The organism is Phaeobacter porticola (assembly GCF_001888185.1).
GTDB classification, from domain to species: Bacteria; Pseudomonadota; Alphaproteobacteria; order Rhodobacterales; family Rhodobacteraceae; genus Phaeobacter; species Phaeobacter porticola.
In genome coordinates this window covers 3,511,158-3,526,829 of record NZ_CP016364.1, presented here as the reverse complement: position 1 = coordinate 3,526,829, position 15,672 = coordinate 3,511,158, and the positions used below count along the sequence as shown (strand labels likewise).

19 protein-coding genes are annotated in these 15,672 nt (G+C 54.3%); 8 read left to right on the top strand and 11 right to left on the bottom strand.

What is annotated here, in order from left to right; genetic code table 11:
- The 3 genes from mnmE to PhaeoP97_RS16920 all read right to left on the bottom strand — a co-directional run bounded on the left by mnmE (position 1) and on the right by PhaeoP97_RS16920 (position 3,182).
- The gene (gene mnmE / locus PhaeoP97_RS16930; protein ID WP_072506079.1) at positions 1-1,293 is read right to left on the bottom strand and encodes a tRNA uridine-5-carboxymethylaminomethyl(34) synthesis GTPase MnmE; all 1,293 of its coding nucleotides are present in this window, start codon (positions 1,291-1,293) and stop codon (positions 1-3) included.
- 30 nt (positions 1,294-1,323) lie between these two features.
- Positions 1,324-2,595: a transcription termination factor Rho gene (rho, locus tag PhaeoP97_RS16925; protein WP_072506078.1), complete on the bottom strand. Its 1,272-nt coding sequence runs from the start codon at positions 2,593-2,595 to the stop codon at positions 1,324-1,326.
- A 131-nt stretch (positions 2,596-2,726) separates the two neighbouring features.
- Entirely contained in the window at positions 2,727-3,182 is a 456-nt protein-coding gene (locus PhaeoP97_RS16920) for a CopD family protein (RefSeq protein WP_072506077.1), read from the bottom strand.
- Positions 3,183-3,587: 405 nt separating this feature from the next.
- Here PhaeoP97_RS16920 and PhaeoP97_RS16915 point away from each other — a divergent pair, with 405 nt between their 5' ends.
- Genes PhaeoP97_RS16915 through dnaQ form a run of 4 tightly spaced genes read left to right on the top strand, consistent with a single transcriptional unit; the run spans position 3,588 to position 6,334 of the window.
- Entirely contained in the window at positions 3,588-4,187 is a 600-nt protein-coding gene (locus PhaeoP97_RS16915; protein WP_072506076.1) for a Maf family protein, read from the top strand.
- Entirely contained in the window at positions 4,184-5,017 is an 834-nt protein-coding gene (locus tag PhaeoP97_RS16910; RefSeq protein ID WP_072506075.1) for a shikimate dehydrogenase, read from the top strand. Before PhaeoP97_RS16915 ends, PhaeoP97_RS16910 begins: the two co-directional genes overlap by 4 nt.
- The gene (coaE, locus tag PhaeoP97_RS16905; RefSeq protein WP_072506074.1) at positions 5,014-5,607 is read left to right on the top strand and encodes a dephospho-CoA kinase; all 594 of its coding nucleotides are present in this window, start codon (positions 5,014-5,016) and stop codon (positions 5,605-5,607) included. The genes PhaeoP97_RS16910 and coaE overlap by 4 nt, the downstream gene beginning before the upstream one ends.
- Positions 5,600-6,334: a DNA polymerase III subunit epsilon gene (dnaQ, locus tag PhaeoP97_RS16900; protein WP_072506073.1), complete on the top strand. Its 735-nt coding sequence runs from the start codon at positions 5,600-5,602 to the stop codon at positions 6,332-6,334. The genes coaE and dnaQ overlap by 8 nt, the downstream gene beginning before the upstream one ends.
- 88 nt (positions 6,335-6,422) lie before the next feature.
- Here dnaQ and secB read toward each other — a convergent pair whose 3' ends face one another.
- Both secB and PhaeoP97_RS16890 read right to left on the bottom strand, forming a co-directional pair.
- Positions 6,423-6,917: a protein-export chaperone SecB gene (gene secB / locus PhaeoP97_RS16895; protein ID WP_072506072.1), complete on the bottom strand. Its 495-nt coding sequence runs from the start codon at positions 6,915-6,917 to the stop codon at positions 6,423-6,425.
- Positions 6,918-6,996: 79 nt separating this feature from the next.
- A complete protein-coding gene (locus tag PhaeoP97_RS16890) occupies positions 6,997-7,503 on the bottom strand; it encodes an FxsA family protein (protein WP_072506071.1) in 507 nt (168 codons plus the stop codon).
- A 115-nt stretch (positions 7,504-7,618) separates the two neighbouring features.
- On the opposite strand from PhaeoP97_RS16890, the gene PhaeoP97_RS16885 reads away from it, so the two are divergent.
- The 3 genes from PhaeoP97_RS16885 to PhaeoP97_RS16875 are packed head-to-tail and all read left to right on the top strand — an operon-like array spanning position 7,619 to position 9,929.
- Positions 7,619-8,275, top strand: coding sequence for a Tim44/TimA family putative adaptor protein (locus tag PhaeoP97_RS16885; protein ID WP_072506070.1), 657 nt, complete (start codon positions 7,619-7,621; stop codon positions 8,273-8,275).
- Positions 8,272-9,327 carry a murein transglycosylase A gene (mltA, locus tag PhaeoP97_RS16880; RefSeq protein ID WP_072506069.1) on the top strand — a complete coding sequence of 352 codons (1,056 nt, stop codon included), beginning with the start codon at positions 8,272-8,274 and terminating at the stop codon, positions 9,325-9,327. The genes PhaeoP97_RS16885 and mltA overlap by 4 nt, the downstream gene beginning before the upstream one ends.
- Positions 9,327-9,929, top strand: coding sequence for a Smr/MutS family protein (locus PhaeoP97_RS16875; protein WP_072506068.1), 603 nt, complete (start codon positions 9,327-9,329; stop codon positions 9,927-9,929). Before mltA ends, PhaeoP97_RS16875 begins: the two co-directional genes overlap by 1 nt.
- Before the next feature lie 33 nt (positions 9,930-9,962).
- Here PhaeoP97_RS16875 and PhaeoP97_RS16870 read toward each other — a convergent pair whose 3' ends face one another.
- The 4 genes from PhaeoP97_RS16870 to hslV all read right to left on the bottom strand — a co-directional run bounded on the left by PhaeoP97_RS16870 (position 9,963) and on the right by hslV (position 14,151).
- On the bottom strand, positions 9,963-11,108 hold the full coding sequence (locus PhaeoP97_RS16870) for an alpha/beta hydrolase (protein ID WP_072506067.1): 1,146 nt from the start codon (positions 11,106-11,108) through the stop codon (positions 9,963-9,965).
- 82 nt (positions 11,109-11,190) lie between these two features.
- Positions 11,191-12,501, bottom strand: coding sequence for an ATP-dependent protease ATPase subunit HslU (gene hslU / locus PhaeoP97_RS16865; RefSeq protein WP_072506066.1), 1,311 nt, complete (start codon positions 12,499-12,501; stop codon positions 11,191-11,193).
- A 13-nt stretch (positions 12,502-12,514) separates the two neighbouring features.
- Positions 12,515-13,585, bottom strand: a complete 1,071-nt coding sequence (locus tag PhaeoP97_RS16860; RefSeq protein ID WP_072506065.1) for a hypothetical protein — start codon at positions 13,583-13,585, stop codon at positions 12,515-12,517.
- Between the two features lie 2 nt (positions 13,586-13,587).
- Complete coding sequence (gene hslV, locus PhaeoP97_RS16855; RefSeq protein WP_072506064.1) at positions 13,588-14,151, bottom strand: ATP-dependent protease subunit HslV; 564 nt, start codon at positions 14,149-14,151, stop codon at positions 13,588-13,590.
- Positions 14,152-14,629: 478 nt separating this feature from the next.
- Here hslV and PhaeoP97_RS16850 point away from each other — a divergent pair, with 478 nt between their 5' ends.
- Positions 14,630-14,824 (top strand): DUF1127 domain-containing protein, encoded by a 195-nt coding sequence (locus PhaeoP97_RS16850; RefSeq protein ID WP_072506063.1) that lies wholly within the window; start codon positions 14,630-14,632, stop codon positions 14,822-14,824.
- 79 nt (positions 14,825-14,903) lie between these two features.
- Here PhaeoP97_RS16850 and PhaeoP97_RS16845 read toward each other — a convergent pair whose 3' ends face one another.
- Together PhaeoP97_RS16845 and PhaeoP97_RS16840 are read right to left on the bottom strand one after the other, a co-directional pair.
- On the bottom strand, positions 14,904-15,269 hold the full coding sequence (locus tag PhaeoP97_RS16845; protein WP_072506062.1) for a Lin0512 family protein: 366 nt from the start codon (positions 15,267-15,269) through the stop codon (positions 14,904-14,906).
- Positions 15,266-15,613 carry a Lin0512 family protein gene (locus PhaeoP97_RS16840; RefSeq protein WP_072506061.1) on the bottom strand — a complete coding sequence of 116 codons (348 nt, stop codon included), beginning with the start codon at positions 15,611-15,613 and terminating at the stop codon, positions 15,266-15,268. The genes PhaeoP97_RS16845 and PhaeoP97_RS16840 overlap by 4 nt, the downstream gene beginning before the upstream one ends.
- Positions 15,614-15,672: the final 59 nt, after the last annotated feature.

Below are 15,672 nucleotides of genomic sequence, written 5' to 3'. Positions count from 1 at the left end.
TTATTTCCCCAAGCAGAAGCTAGAAAAGATCTCATCCAAAAGATTTTCAACTCCAACACGACCAACAAGCATTTCCAGAGATCGTATAGCAGACCGTATGTCTTCTGCAGCGATATCATAATACTCAGGTCCACGACTTAAAGTTTCCAGAGAGGATCTTAATCTATCAGTTGCTGTATACATTGCATCTCGATGTCGTACGCGCGTCGCTATACCTGTTTTGCTTGCTCTTTTTTGCAAGACCGAGGCAATATTTTCAATAAGGAGGTCTACACCCTCCCCTGTTTTTCCTGAAATTGAATGTTTATCAATAATTTCAGTATTCAGGTCAGACTTCGGTTTGAGAACTATATCCTCTGCCATGACTGGAATATCTATGACATCCTGGTCCTCAACCAAAAAAACGCGAATATCTGCTTGCTGCGCACGTTTCTTTGCAAGCTGGATACCGATTTCCTCAACATGATCGTCTGTGTCGCGCAAGCCGGCTGTATCAAGTAGTGTAACAGGTATACCAGCAAGATCCATTCGAACCTCAATTACATCCCGCGTGGTACCCGCAAATTCGGACGTGATTGCAGCCTCACGACCAGCCAGGGAGTTAAGCAAGGTAGATTTCCCCACATTAGGGGCCCCGACAATTGCCACCTCAAAGCCATGTCTGATGCGTTCGGCAATTTGCACGCCTTTAATCTGCGGTTCCAAATCTGCGGCTACACCCGCCAATAGTTCAGTTACCTCAGGTGTGACATCCACGGGTACATCTTCGTCAGCAAAATCGATAGTCACCTCAATAAGGGATGCCGCTCGGATCAAGTCTTTTCGCCATCTTTCTGCCAGAACAGACAGACCGCCGGCCAGAACAGTTTGGGCCTGGATGCGCTGCGCTTCGGTTTCAGCGTCAATTAGGTCAGCAAGTGCCTCGACCTGCGAAAGATCAAGTTTTCCGTTTTCTAACGCCCGACGTGTAAATTCTCCCGGCTCTGCGAGACGGACATCCGAAAAGTTGCCTAGAAGATCCAGCATTGCACTGACAACCGATGTGCTGCCATGAACTTGGAATTCGACCGTGTCCTCGCCAGTGAAACTATTGGGGCCGACGAAGGTGAGAACTAACGCCTCATCAATAGGTGTGCCACATTTATTTTTTAGAATACGCAATGCTCTACCAGGGCACGGCAAAGCACCGCCACTGATAACAGAAGCGGTGTCCATGGCCAGCGGGCCTGACAAGCGAATAACCGAAACGCCGGCCTTCCCCTGAGCGGAGGCCAGCGCAAAAATCGTGTCCATAGATGACCTTCCCTCTGAGCCGGCCCGTTTTTAGGTATTCATAGAGTCGAAGAACTCTGAATTTGTCTTTGTTTGCTTCAACTTAGACAACAAAAACTCAATCGCGTCAGTGGTTCCCATTGGATTTAGGATCCGACGCAGGACAAAGGTTTTCGCCAGATCACCTTTGTCGACCAAAAGATCCTCTTTTCGCGTACCTGATTTGAGAATGTCGATGGCTGGGAAGACCCGTTTGTCTGCAATTTTCCGATCCAAAACAATTTCGGAGTTACCAGTGCCCTTGAATTCCTCAAAAATCACTTCGTCCATACGGCTGCCGGTGTCGATCAGGGCCGTCGCGATGATCGTCAATGAACCACCTTCTTCGATGTTCCGGGCAGCACCAAAGAAACGCTTAGGGCGTTGCAAAGCATTTGCGTCCACACCACCGGTCAGAACCTTACCAGACGAAGGCACGACAGTGTTGAAGGCCCTACCAAGTCTTGTGATGGAATCCAGAAGAATAACAACATCTCGTTTATGTTCGACCAGACGTTTGGCTTTTTCGATAACCATTTCGGATACAGCAACGTGACGTGTCGCCGGCTCATCAAAGGTAGAAGATACAACCTCACCCTTGACTGAGCGCTGCATGTCGGTGACCTCTTCAGGGCGTTCGTCGATCAGCAGAACAATCAGATAGCATTCAGGGTGATTTTTCGCGATCGAGTGAGCGATGTTTTGCAGGATAACGGTTTTACCAGTCCGTGGCGGCGCCACGATCAAAGAACGTTGTCCCTTACCAATTGGCGATACCAGATCAATCACCCGTGCCGAGCGATCCTTGATAGTGGGATCTTCGATCTCCATCTTCAGCCGTTCATCAGGGTAGAGCGGCGTCAGGTTGTCAAAGGCAATCTTGTGGCGTGCTTTTTCTGGCTCTTCAAAGTTGATCTTGGTGACACTTGTCAGAGCGAAGTAGCGTTCATTCTCCAGCGGAGATTTAATCTGCCCTTCAACAGTATCCCCGGTACGCAACGAATACTGTCGGATCATGTCCGGGGACACGTAGATATCGTCAGGACCCGGCAGATAGTTAGCCTCGGGTGAGCGCAGAAAACCGAATCCGTCTTGAAGCACCTCTAGCACACCATCGCCGGCAATCTCCCAGCCTTCATCCGCGCGCTCGCGGAGAATCTGGAACATCATCTCCCCTTTTCGCATGGTAGAGGCGTTTTCGATTTCCAGTTCCTCAGCCATGGACAACAGGTCCTTGGGGCTGTTTGCCTTAAGATCGGAAAGGTTCAGGGATTGAACGGTCATATATATACGGCCTTTATTCTCACCCGATTGGTTGGGGAGCGCTGTCACAGGTATGAGGAAGACACGAATGCCCGGACGGGCTCGTTAGGCCGCATACATAAGGTGTGACTCTGCCCGAGTCAAATCCCGGTTCAAAACTTAAAAATGACCGATACCACTATGATCACCATCAGCAATGTCGGAACTTCGTTCATCATTCTATAGCTGCGGCCAGTTCGGCTATTCACGCCGCTTGCGAACTCACGATGCCGGATCAACAGCCAGTGATGGAACCAAGTCATTGCCAGAACGCTCAGGCCCTTGCTCCACGGCCAAAGGCTGCTCCAATCGACCAACCCCGGTGTCAGGACCATTAGTCCTCCTGCAGCCCAGCTGACGTACATTGCGGGGCGCATGATGATCCGAAGCAACTTGTCCTCCATCATGACAAAGATCGGAAGGCTCTCAGGTACGTTCTCAGCCTGTTCAACGTGATAAACAAACAGACGTGGTAAATAGAAGAGACCTGCCATCCAGCTGATCACTGCCATGATGTGCAGAGATTTGGCGTAAGGGTAAATCGCAAAGAGCAGATCGCTTAGATCCATGGTCAGCCTTTCGGTTCCCTCTCTCCCCTTAAAATATAAGTATTTTATAAGGATGATGTTTTAGTAGTGTACCCGGTTTTTGGTGGATAAGTGACTCATCCCCTGACTTATCCCGACCTAGGATAACTTACCAGTATTACCCACAGCGGCATGATGTCTCTTGTCGAGGGGCTATAAAAATAAGAGATTTTAAGGAATAATTCATGAATACGGCTATGGGGATAATCCTGGGGCAAAGTCAGGGTAACTCGGATATCCACGATTGCAAAGTTATCCCTATCCTCTCAGGGCGAATCTGCCGGCAAGAAAACGGGGAGTTTTGAGTCCTCCACGGCTTGCGAAATGGTCGAAATTTCATACAAACCATCCAAAGTTCATCACACTCTTGCCCACGGGGTTTTCCACATGTCTACCCACATCCTTTTGGCGTCCGGCTCGCAGATCCGGGCCGCGCTGTTGCAGCAGGCTCAGGTCCCCTTCGAGATTTCGCCAGCTCGCATCGACGAGGAGGCTATCAAGGCGGCTCTCCTGGCAGAGGCCGCAAGCCCGCGTGATATTGCTGATACTCTAGCCGAGGCGAAGGCGCGGAAGGTCAGTGCCAAACATCCCGGCGCGCTCGTGTTAGGATGTGATCAGGTGCTCGAGTTTGAGGGACAATTGTTATCAAAAGCAAAAGATTCGGATGAAGCGCTGGCTCAGCTCATCGCGATGCGAGGCAAACGGCACATGTTACTGTCCGCAGCGGTGATCTATCGCGATAACAAACCGCTATGGCGGCATATAGGACAGGTCCGCCTTCGGATGCGGTCTAGTTCTGAGGCTTATCTACGCGGTTACGTGACGCGAAACTGGGACAGCATTCAGCATGCCGTTGGCGGATATAAGTTGGAAGAAGAAGGGGTTCGTTTGTTCAGCACCATCGAGGGAGACTACTTCAATGTGCTTGGATTACCTTTGTTGGAGCTGATCAACTATTTGGCGCTGCAGGGAGTGATTGAACAATGAGCGAGGCACGAATTCCGCTGGCTGGCGTGATCGGCAGCCCGGTGGCCCATTCCCGGTCACCTTTGGTGCATGGGCACTGGCTTAAGACCTATGGCATAAGTGGCCATTATGTGCCGCTGCACGTGGAGCCATCGCACTTGGAAACAGTGGTACGTAGCCTACCGAAGTTGGGGTTTGTCGGTGCCAACATCACCATTCCGCACAAGGAACAGATCATGGAGATCGCCGATCAGGTGACGGATCGCGCGACATTGATTGGCGCTGCCAACACGCTGATCTTCCGACCTGACGGCTCGATTCTTGCTGATAACACAGACGGCTACGGTTTTATCACCAACTTGCACCAATCCGCGCCGGACTGGGATCCTGCGACAGGTCCGGCTGTTGTATTTGGTGCTGGCGGTGCCAGTCGCGCGGTGATCGCCTCACTGCTTGAGGCAGGCGTACCTGAGATTTTTCTGAGCAACCGGACACGAGAGCGGGCGGACCAGTTCCGCAGTGAGTTTGGCTCCCGTATTCAGGTGGTGGACTGGGTACAGGTTGGCAATTTTATCGAACAGGCGGCGCTGTTGATCAACACGACCTCTCTGGGGATGGTTGGAAAACCTCGTTTGCGGGTGCCGCTGGATGGCCTGCGTTCAGATACAGTTGTGACTGATCTTGTCTACACACCATTAAAAACAGAAATGCTGCAATGGGCGGGGGATATTGGTTGCACCACCGTTGATGGTTTGGGGATGCTGTTGCATCAGGCGGTACCGGGATTTGAGCGTTGGTTTGGAACCCGACCTGAAGTTGATGCCGCCACGCGGGAGGCTGCATTGGCATGAGCTTTGCGCTGGGGCTGACCGGATCCATCGGCATGGGAAAGAGCACGACCGCGCTGATCTTTGCCGAGGAGGGCTGTGCAATTTGGGACGCTGATGCAGCAGTCCATCGTCTATATGAGAAAAACGGTGCGGCGGTGGATCTGGTGGCGTCCATGTTTCCGCAAGCGGTGGTCAATGGTCGCGTTGATCGGGGACAGTTGCGTGACATCATCGCCGGCGATGAACGTGCACTGCCGCGCATAGAGGCTATCGTTCATCCGCTTGTTACAGCTGATAGAGAGATCTTTAGGGCCGCCGCGCAAAGCGACATAGTGGTCTTTGACATTCCGCTGTTGTTTGAAACCGGTGGCGACACCGGGATGGATGCGGTTGCCTGTGTTTGGATTGACGCAGAAACACAGCATCGTCGGGTCTTGGAGCGGGGCACAATGACGGTTGAGCAATTCACCCAGATCTTGCAAAAACAGATGCCGATAGAGGAAAAAATGGCACGGGCAGACTATCTGATCCAAACCGATACCCGTCAGCACGCAGCGGTGCAGGTGCGTGCCATCCTCGACCAAATCAGAAAGCAGATTCAAAATGCGTGAAATCGTTCTTGATACTGAGACTACCGGATTTGATCCATTTTCTGGTGATCGCATTGTGGAAATTGGTGCGGTGGAACTGCTCAACCACATGCCGACAGGAGAGACATTTCATGTCTACATCAATCCGCAACGTTCCATGCCACAGGACGCGTTTAAGGTGCATGGTATCGGACCGGACCTGCTGGAACCGCCACAGCAGCCAGGCCCCGGCGCAGTAACCCTGCGCGACAAGCCGCTATTCGCTAATGTTGGGCAACAATTTCTGGATTTCGTCCGGGATTCCAAAATGGTCATCCATAACGCCGCCTTTGATATGAAGTTCCTGAACGCCGAGCTGGACTGGATGGGGTTGCCGAAACTACCGATGGATCAGGCGGTTGATACGCTGGCGATTGCCCGCAAACGCTTTCCTGGCTCGCCGGCGACGCTGGATGCGCTCTGTCGCCGCTTCAATATCGACAACAGCAACCGAACATTGCACGGCGCGTTGCTCGATTCCGAAATTCTGGCCGACGTCTATCTGGAGCTGATTGGTGGGCGGCAGCCGGACTTTGGCCTGTCAACCGCCAATACAGCTAGCCGTGGCAACGTGGTTGAAGATGATTGGCGTCCCAGCACACGCCCTACCCCATTGCCCACGCGTCTTACTCCTCAGGAGCAAGAGGCACATGCGGGCTTTGTCGCCAAAATGGGTGACGGAGCTTTGTGGAACAGTAGCAAGACCTGACAGTTGTCGGCGCTAGCGAAAAGAAAGACGCCACTGATCATCAGCGGCGTCTTTTTGTTCTCACGGCTTGTCCGCCAAAATGAGTTTGTTACTGCGGCAGGTCGGTGCCAGTTGCGTCGGACTGGCGGCGGGCCAGTTCGTTGCGGTAGATGGCGACAAAATCGATATTGTCCAGATTCAGCGGTGGGAAGCCACCATCACGGGTCACATCGGAAACGATACGACGCAAGAACGGGAACAACATACGGGGGCATTCGATCAACAGGAACGGATGCAGCTGATCTTCGGGCACGCCGGCGATATTGAAGATACCTACATATTCCAGCTCCAGAACGAACAGGACGGTTTTGCCCTCTTTGTCCTTGGATTCGATGTTCAGCTTCGTCATCACCTCATACTGGTTTTCGACCGAGCGTTTTTTTGCATCCAGGGCAACCTGCACACTGACATCGGGCTGAACGTCGGCGCCGACGCCCTTTTGTGCCATAACATTCTCAAACGACATATCGCGGATGAACTGACCCAGGATATTCATCTGGACTTGCGGCTGCTGCACGCCTTCTGTTGCGCCGTTTTCGGCCATGAAGCTACTCCTAATGCTGTGTTTCGCCCGTGCTTAGCAGCTTGGCGAGGGTATCTCAACGGGGTGTCATCCTTACCGATTACTGTGGTCCATCGACCCAACCGGAGGGACCTTTGCGAGAACGCTCCTGACTGACGTCTTGGTATTCACCGTCAATGACATCGCCCTGCCCTTTTGAAGAGTTGTCGCCAGGATAACTACGTGTATGCATGCTGCCCGGACCCATCTGGAACCTCGCGATGGTCATCTTGGAACGCAGGTAGCGATAGACGGCCATACGTACCTGTGGGACAAGCAGCGCGAAGCCGACAGCATCCGTGAAAAAACCTGGCGTCAGCAACAATGCGCCTGAGACCAGTATCATTGCCCCATGCGCTAACGGCTCCGTAGGGTCATTCAACTGTTCAAAGGATGAGCGAAGCTGCCCCAGCGCCAATCGTCCCTGTGTTCGCACCAGCCAAGTGCCCAGCACAGCGGTTAGCACCACTATAGCAAGCGTAAGCCAAAGGCCGATTGCGCCACCGACCTGAATAAAAAGTGCGATTTCGATGATCGGGACCATCAGAAAGGCCAGAAAGAGATACATAAGAGGTTTCCTCAGAACTTACGCGGGACGGTGGACTTGCCCCTGCACGTCACCTACATAAGGTTGGAACGCTTTAGTTTCAAACGAAGCATGAACATCTACCGTAGAGGTCTTTATGGAGTCGCCCGTGATTCAGCTGTTGGTTTTGGCCGGTATTGCCGTGTTTTTGATCCTGCGCCTGAAAAGCGTATTGGGTACGCGTGAAGGATTTGAAAAACCGACGCTGCCCCAGTCAGAGAGACCAGTCAAACGTCCCGAGCTTGAGGTTATCGAAGGTGGCCCAGACCACGACATCATCGACTATGTGCCGGAGGGTAGTCCTCAGGCCAACGATCTGGCCGCGATGAAAAAGGCCGAACCCTCCTTTGAGGTTCGTGAATTTGTCCAAGGTGCCCGTGGTGCCTATGAGATGATCCTGATGGCGTTTGAAAAGGGAGATCTTGATGAGATTGAGCCATTTCTCGCGCCCGATGTTTTCGAGAGCTTTGTAACCGCGGTTTCCCATCGCGAAGATCAGGGCCTGACCATTGAGGCTGAGTTTATCGGCGTGCGTGAGACGACCCTTGCGGACACCAGCTTTGATCCAACCACGCGTGAGGCCCAGATCACCATGCGATTTGTCGCCGAATTGACCTCTGTGGTGCGCGATCGTGGTGGTGATGTTGTTGAAGGCGACCCCAATGCGGTCAAGCGACAAAAGGACACTTGGGTCTTTGGTCGGATCATGGGAAGCACCGATCCGAACTGGCACCTGGTCGCTACGGACGCATGATGCAGTGGCTCCGGCGGGCACTTTGTGCGCTGGCCCTTGGGGCTGGCGCATATTTGTTTCCACAAGGCGGGGCCGCCGAAACCAGCTATACAATGTTATCTTTTTCGCAGCTGGAGGGCTGGGAGGAAGACAATCACGAGGCCGCGCTCACGGCTTTTCTGCAAACCTGCCGTGATCTTGATGATCCTGATTGGCGTGCCTTATGTGGGCTTGCCAGCGCGCAGGATCCAAAGGCCGCGCGCGGTTTTTTCCAACTATTTTTTCGTCCGATCCTTGTCGAGGATGGTGCCCCGGCTCTGTTCACGGGTTACTTCGAGCCGGAGCTATCTGGCGCGCGCCGTCCGTCTTCGCGTTATCGATATCCTGTCTATCGTCAGCCACCCGAAGCACGTGCCGCAGGCCAATGGCTGACCCGCCGCGATCTACTGACCAGTGGCGTCATGGAACGCAGAGGTCTGGAAATTGCCTGGGTTGACGATCCAGTAGAACTGTTCTTTTTGCAAATTCAAGGATCTGGTCGCATCAAGCTGCCTGATGGATCCTCGATCCGCGTTGGATATGGCGGTGCCAACGGACATACGTATCGCTCTGTTGGCAAGGAACTGGTGCGTCGTGGCGTCTTTAATATTCACCAGGTCAGCGCAGCGGTGATCAAGCGTTGGGTGCGGCGCAACCCTCTCGCCGGCGAGGAATTATTGATGCACAATCCATCCTACGTATTTTTTCGCGAGGTGAGCCGCGTGCCAGCCTCTGCCGGACCACTGGGGGCGATGAACCGCTCGGTCACGATGTTGCGTAGTCTGGCAGTAGATCCGCGTTATACACCGCTGGGCGCGCCGGTCTGGTTGGAAAAAGATGGACATAATCCAATGCGCCGACTGATGATCGCTCAGGACACTGGCTCTGCAATCAAGGGTGCACAACGCGCTGATGTGTTCTTTGGCAGCGGCGATGAGGCCGGGATCGAGGCGGGTAAGCTGCGGGATCCTGGACGTATGGTTGTGCTATTGCCCATCCAGCGTGCCTATGCGCTGTTGCCGGGGGATTACTGATGACCCGGCGCAAGCTGACATCTGAGGAAATTGACCTGTGGCACCGTGTCGCCAGACAGGCAGAGCGGTTGCATCCAAAAACCGCTATGGCACCAGCTACGCTGCCGTTGCCAAAACCAAAGCCGACGAAATCCGCATTGCCACCACAGGAACGATTCTCGCCAGAGATATTTGAATTGGGCGCAAAGGCCGGCTCGAAGCCCGCTCGTCATGACTTAAAGCCCAGCGTCGCCGGCAGCTTGCGGTCGGCACCGTTACAGATGGATGGCAAAGCGTATCGCAAGATGACACGTGGAAAGCTAAAACCAGAGGGCAAGCTGGATCTGCACGGGATGCGCGTCGATGCGGCTCACCCAGCCTTGGTGCGGTTTATTCTGTCGGCGCATGGTTCGGGTAAGCGGCTGGTGCTGGTGATCACTGGAAAGGGTAAGGACCGTGATGAACCGGGACCAATGCCTGTGCCACGTGGAGTTCTGCGGCATCAAGTGCCACAATGGCTGTCACTGCCACCGCTATCGCAGGCGGTTCTTCAGGTGACCCCTGCCCATGTTAGCCATGGTGGTGGTGGCGCATATTACGTGTACCTGCGCCGTCATCGATAGGTTACGGCACAGCCTGCTTTCTGTCGTCGACGATCAACGATCCTCACCGCGGTAGATATTTGCCTGATAGTTTTCGCTTAGCGATATTTCGACGGCTTTGTCGTCCTGATCTACCACGATACGCCCCGGAAACAGGCGCTGTATTGACAGTGCGTCGCGATCAAAGGTCTGTGCCGTCTGCCGGGCTGCATTCAGGATGGACAGCACGGCGGGGGATGTCGCGGCCACAAAATGCCCGGACTCGGCCGTATCTGCATAGGCGGTTGTATCAACCACTTCGATTGGCAATTCGGCGACATCATCTAAGGATTTCAGGTTGCCAAGCCGGCCCCGGTTGTGCGTGCCGCGCAGTCGTTGCGACAGGTTCAAGACGTTGTCCTTACGCGACACCATCACTACAAACGGCTGTGGCACGGGGTCAATTCGGCGCATTTGACTGCGAAAAACCTCAACATCCAGATCCGGGGACATCAGGATCACAGCGCCAAGATTGTCATTGCTCCAGCCAGGGTTTTTGATTTCGATTTGGCGCATTGTTTCCATCACAAGTTGCGATCCCATTGAATGGGCGACCAGAACCACGCGGTTGGAGTCTCCCGGCTTGAGATTGCGCAGCAGCTGTTCCAACCCATCCCGGGCAAAAAGAACGCTATCGCCATCATAGGCATATCCAAGCGGTTTACCCTGACTAGGCCACGAGTAAATAATGGTGGCGCCGGGGATGTTGATATCATTGCTCAGTTGAGCGGCACGGAAGGCAGTCTCAGCTTGGGTTGAGTTAAAACCATGGACGAACACTGTGATATCGCGCTGACCTGCCGGAAATTTCTGTAGTTCATTCCCGACGCGCTGGTTTAGCTCGGCCATGTCATCAAGCTGTCGTCGGCCCGCCATGGTGAATTGTGTCGTCGGATCAGGCTCTGAATAGCCGAAATCCAACTGCCCAGGCTTGTGGTTGGGTGGGATTGATACAGTCAATTCCAACAAACTTAGCGTTGCTGAACGGCCAGGTCCAAATGTGCCATTGGGCAGCGGTTCGCGGGTGGTTGCGCCAAAGATTGTCTTTGCAGTTCCAACTTCCAACGCCTTTGGCAGGGTTGGGGTGAACGACCGGTCGGTGCAGCTGACGGCTACTGTAAGGACAAAGATAAGGCTGCAAAGAAGACGGGATCGTTGCATGGAACACCACCATATGAATATGGCGGCAGGCTACTCGGCGCCCACCGCCATGTCTACTGATCGTCAGTTAATCTGTTATGTGTCAGAGCACGTAGCGGCTGACGTCTGCGGATTTTGTCAATTCGCCAAGGTTTTTGCGCACAAACTCGGCGTTCACTATCACCTCGTCACCGGCGCGGTCAGGTGCGGTGAAGGACAGTTCCTCAAACACCCGTTCGATCACGGTATAAAGCCGCCTTGCCCCGATGTTTTCAACAGTCTGATTCACCTCGGCCGCGATCTTTGCCAATGACGCAATACCGTCCTCACTAAAGGTAACCTTGACGCTCTCCGTCCCCAAAAGGGCGGTGTACTGCAGGGTCAGCGCATTGTCGGTTTCGGTCAGGATCCGGACAAAATCTTCCTCGCTGAGCGCACGCAGGTTTACACGAATTGGCAGGCGGCCCTGTAGTTCAGGCAACAGGTCCGATGGCTTGGCAATATGGAAGGCACCGGAGGCGATGAACAGGATGTGGTCGGTTTTAATCGGTCCATGCTTTGTCGATACTGTGGTGCCTTCGATCAACGGCAGCAGGTCGCGTTGCACGCCTTCGCGACTGACGTCACCACCGCGCGCATCCTGTCGGGCACAGACCTTGTCGATTTCATCGAGGAATACAATTCCGTTCTGTTCCACTGATTCCAATGCTGCTTTTGTTACGGTTTCATCGTCCAGCAGCTTGTCTGCCTCGTCACTGATCAGCACATCGTAGCTATCGGCAACCGTCAGCTTTTTCTTTACTGTCCGTCCACCCATGGCCTTGCCAAAGATATCACCAAGATTGAAGGCACCCATATTGCCGCCAGGCTGACCAGGAATCTCAAACATGCCGCCCATTGGGTTGGAGGTATCGGCGATATCCAATTCGATCACGGTGTCGTCCAGTTCGCCGGATTTCAGTTTTTTGCGGAACATTTCGCGCGTGGCCTCGCGGGCATCCTCGCCGGCGATGGTGGCCAGAACGCGATCTTCTGCCGCCGCACGGGCCTTGGCCTTCACGTCGTCACGCATGTGTTCGCGGGTTTGAACAATGGCCACATCCACCAGATCGCGAATGATTTGTTCCACATCGCGGCCGACATAGCCAACCTCTGTGAATTTGGTGGCCTCAACCTTGATAAATGGGGCACGTGCCAGTTTTGCGAGCCGGCGAGAGATCTCAGTCTTGCCGACGCCGGTGGGGCCGATCATCAGGATGTTCTTGGGATAGACCTCGTCGCGCAGATCATCGCCCAGCTGTTTGCGTCGCCAGCGGTTGCGCAAGGCTACCGCAACCGCACGTTTTGCGTCCTTTTGGCCGATGATGAATCGGTCTAATTCCGAGACAATTTCACGGGGGGTCAAGTCAGTCATAGGAGTTTCCGTTTCAATGTGCAGGGGGCAACCGATCAAGCGGCAACACCCGGGAAAGGGGAGAGATAAGAGCGGCACGGATACGTGCCCAGAAGGCGCCGAGGATCACAAGGAACAGGCCCAGGATCAGAATGGTCATTGCAGCGCCTTCGCCATCGAAAACAGTTGCGGCCAGAGTGACGCTATAGCCGATTGCGGCAATCAGGAACGACCGACGGTCGATGATGATGGCAACCAGCGCAAAGCTAAGCAGTACGGCCATCAGCACCATATTGGCCTGCTGCGTGCCACTGTCGAGCAGGCTAAGAGCAATGGTATTCACCAGCGCTGGTGCGGCGACAACATGCAGCCAAAACCCCTGTGCCGACCGGCGTGTGACACGATGAGGATCGCTTAGGTCAAATATCATGGCCACTGTAAAAACCCCGACTCCCACCAGCAAGGTGACCCACGCAAAGGGACCGGAGGCCGAGAGAAGAAACAAATCGGCGATGCCTGAGGGACTGCCGGCATTCTGTGCTGCCACCATCAAGACCACGGCAAAGACACCCAGGGCAATCAAAGCCATGGCGAATGGGACGCGAAAGCGTAACCAGAATACAGCAATTGCCAGCGTAGTCAGCGCCAGCGGCAGTGGTAGGCTGGAGTAATCATTCTGCATTAGCATGAAGACTTGCGAAAACTCTGCCGTGAAGCCAACACTTGCGTTCATTCCCCATAAAATGGACAGCGCAATGGCCGGCGCCACCATGCGGCGACGGCGGATAAAGTATTCGGCCAGCCCCCATAGAAGAAAGGCGCCGATGACGGACCACATGGTGGTTTTTTCCATCAGACCACCCAGCCCATTCGCCATTGATAAACCCGTCACAGCCGCCCAGCCTGTCGCCAGAATAACCAGCCCAATGACAATAAAAATCTCGTTGAATCCCTTGAACAGCTCAAAAGGTTCGTCACCGGGCGCAAGGTTTTCACGTGCACCTCGACGGCTATGCGCCAGCGCCATAAGAGACGCGGCCTGTGCTTCGCTTAGCAATCCGGAGCCAACAGCAGCGCGAATGTCATTCTGGTCGATATGGCTCATGATCACGCTTTCTGGCTGATGCTTTCTACGGTTAGTCGGCCATTGGTATAGACGCAGATATCAGCAGCAATCGCCATTGCGTCACGGGCGACGGTTTCTGCTGAACGATCACTGTCCATCATCCCGCGAGCTGCGGCGAGGGCGAAGTTGCCGCCAGATCCGATGGCGGCAACATCATGTTCCGGTTCTAGAACGTCCCCTGCACCTGTGATGACGAACATGTCGGTGCCATCCGTCACGATCAACATAGCTTCCAGTTTTTGCAGGTATTTGTCGGTACGCCAGTCCTTGGCCAGCTCCACGCTGGCGCGGGCAAGTTGGCCTGGTGTCGCCTCCAGCTTGGTTTCCAGTCGCTCCAACAGAGTAAAGGCGTCTGCGGTCGAGCCAGCAAAACCAGCCACCACATCAAACCCACCGGGTGACAGGCGTCTCACCTTGCGGGCACTGCCCTTGATCACGGTTTGACCCAGTGAAACCTGCCCATCACCGGCAATGACGACTTCGTCGTTCTTTTTCACGCCGATGATGGTGGTGCCATGCCAGCCTGGGAATTGATCGTCTGCCATCGTATTCTCCTCGTTTCCAGGCCAATATGGGCACTGGACCATTATACCTCAACCGGCTGCTATCCGGTGCAGGTGTCGGGGATCAAGGGAATAGGCGTCAAGGGTGACCGCCATGGTCTGCGATGTTTGTCCGATTTTGATGAAAAACTTGGTTATGTTGGCGATGCACCATGTTGGCATGGACAGGTCCCGTGCCGAACAACTCGCTCCTTGCTCACACGTTCTTGCAGTGCATGGGGCGTGTGAAACGCTTCGATTGGCTATCCATCGGGTCATAGGCTGTGCCAAATGAGAGACGTCTGTATGTGTGTTACGTTTATGGAGAACTGCACCGCAACGGGCGGATAGCTGAAATAATGTGCTATGCAGAAACTGCAATCCGGGACTGTCGAACCGGCAATTGTGAGACTCAGCCGACCATCCTACATGAGGCTTACAACCGACACGGGGTCGGCTGGTTCTCATAAGGAATGCGCAAATGGCAACCACAGCAAACATCCATGCGCCGCTCGGAGCAGTTACCGTACTCCGCCTGGTGGACGCAGTCTACAACGCCAAATCTTCGATCCTGAGCTGGAAAGAAGCCCGCGATACCCGCAAAGCTCTGTCGCTGCTGTCCGACACGCAATTGGATGACATCGGTCTGACACGCGCGGATATCGCAAAGATTTGAGGACGGATCCTCAGCACCAGAGATGATTTGGCCGCTCCTTTCAGAGCGGCTTTTTCTTTTGTTAGAGCCGGTTTTGTGATCAGGATCGCAACCGGTAACGTCCTGCCTGATCCGGCAACCAGGCCTCAACTGCAGCAGTGGCAACTATGTGTTTGCTGCCATCCGCATGGTCGTCTACATCCAACCCGCCGAAAACCGCCCGCACAGTGGCGCGGCCACGCGGCAGATCGGCGGCCACCAGATCGCAATCTACCCTGTCAGGTTCCTGAACGCCGATTGTGACCTCCACCCGCATTTCTGTATGATCAATACCCAGTTTGGCAAAGAGCGTGATCGACGAGTGGTGCAGCGCGTCCTGCACGGCGCGACGGGCCGCCTTGGTGTAGTCCTGCCCGTAGAGATCATTGCCGGAGCCCGTTTCCAGAATAATGCGTTTTTCGGTCATTCTGCCGGCTCCATATCAAATGAGACGGTGATGGCTGCATTGGCGATCACAGTGTGGCCACTGCCGGGTTTGTCGATATCGAGGCCGCCCTTGGTCACATGAATCTCCGCTGTTCCATAGGGAAAGACTGCGCTGAGCGCGTCGCAGTCGATGGCGTCAGGGTTTTGCACGCCGATTTCAGCACGGATGCGCATGGCGGATTTTGGGAAATCAAACAGTTCTGCCACGTTCACAGAGTTATGCCAAAGCGCGTCCCTGATCGCACGCTTTGCGGCTTCGGTGTAGTCCTGCCGCCGCAGCGACGTCCCCATACCGAATTCGACCAGTACCCGTGTCTCTGCCATGTCTGCTCCTTTGATATCGCGTTGTCTATGATGACTCGCCATGAAAAAGGCGCCCCATT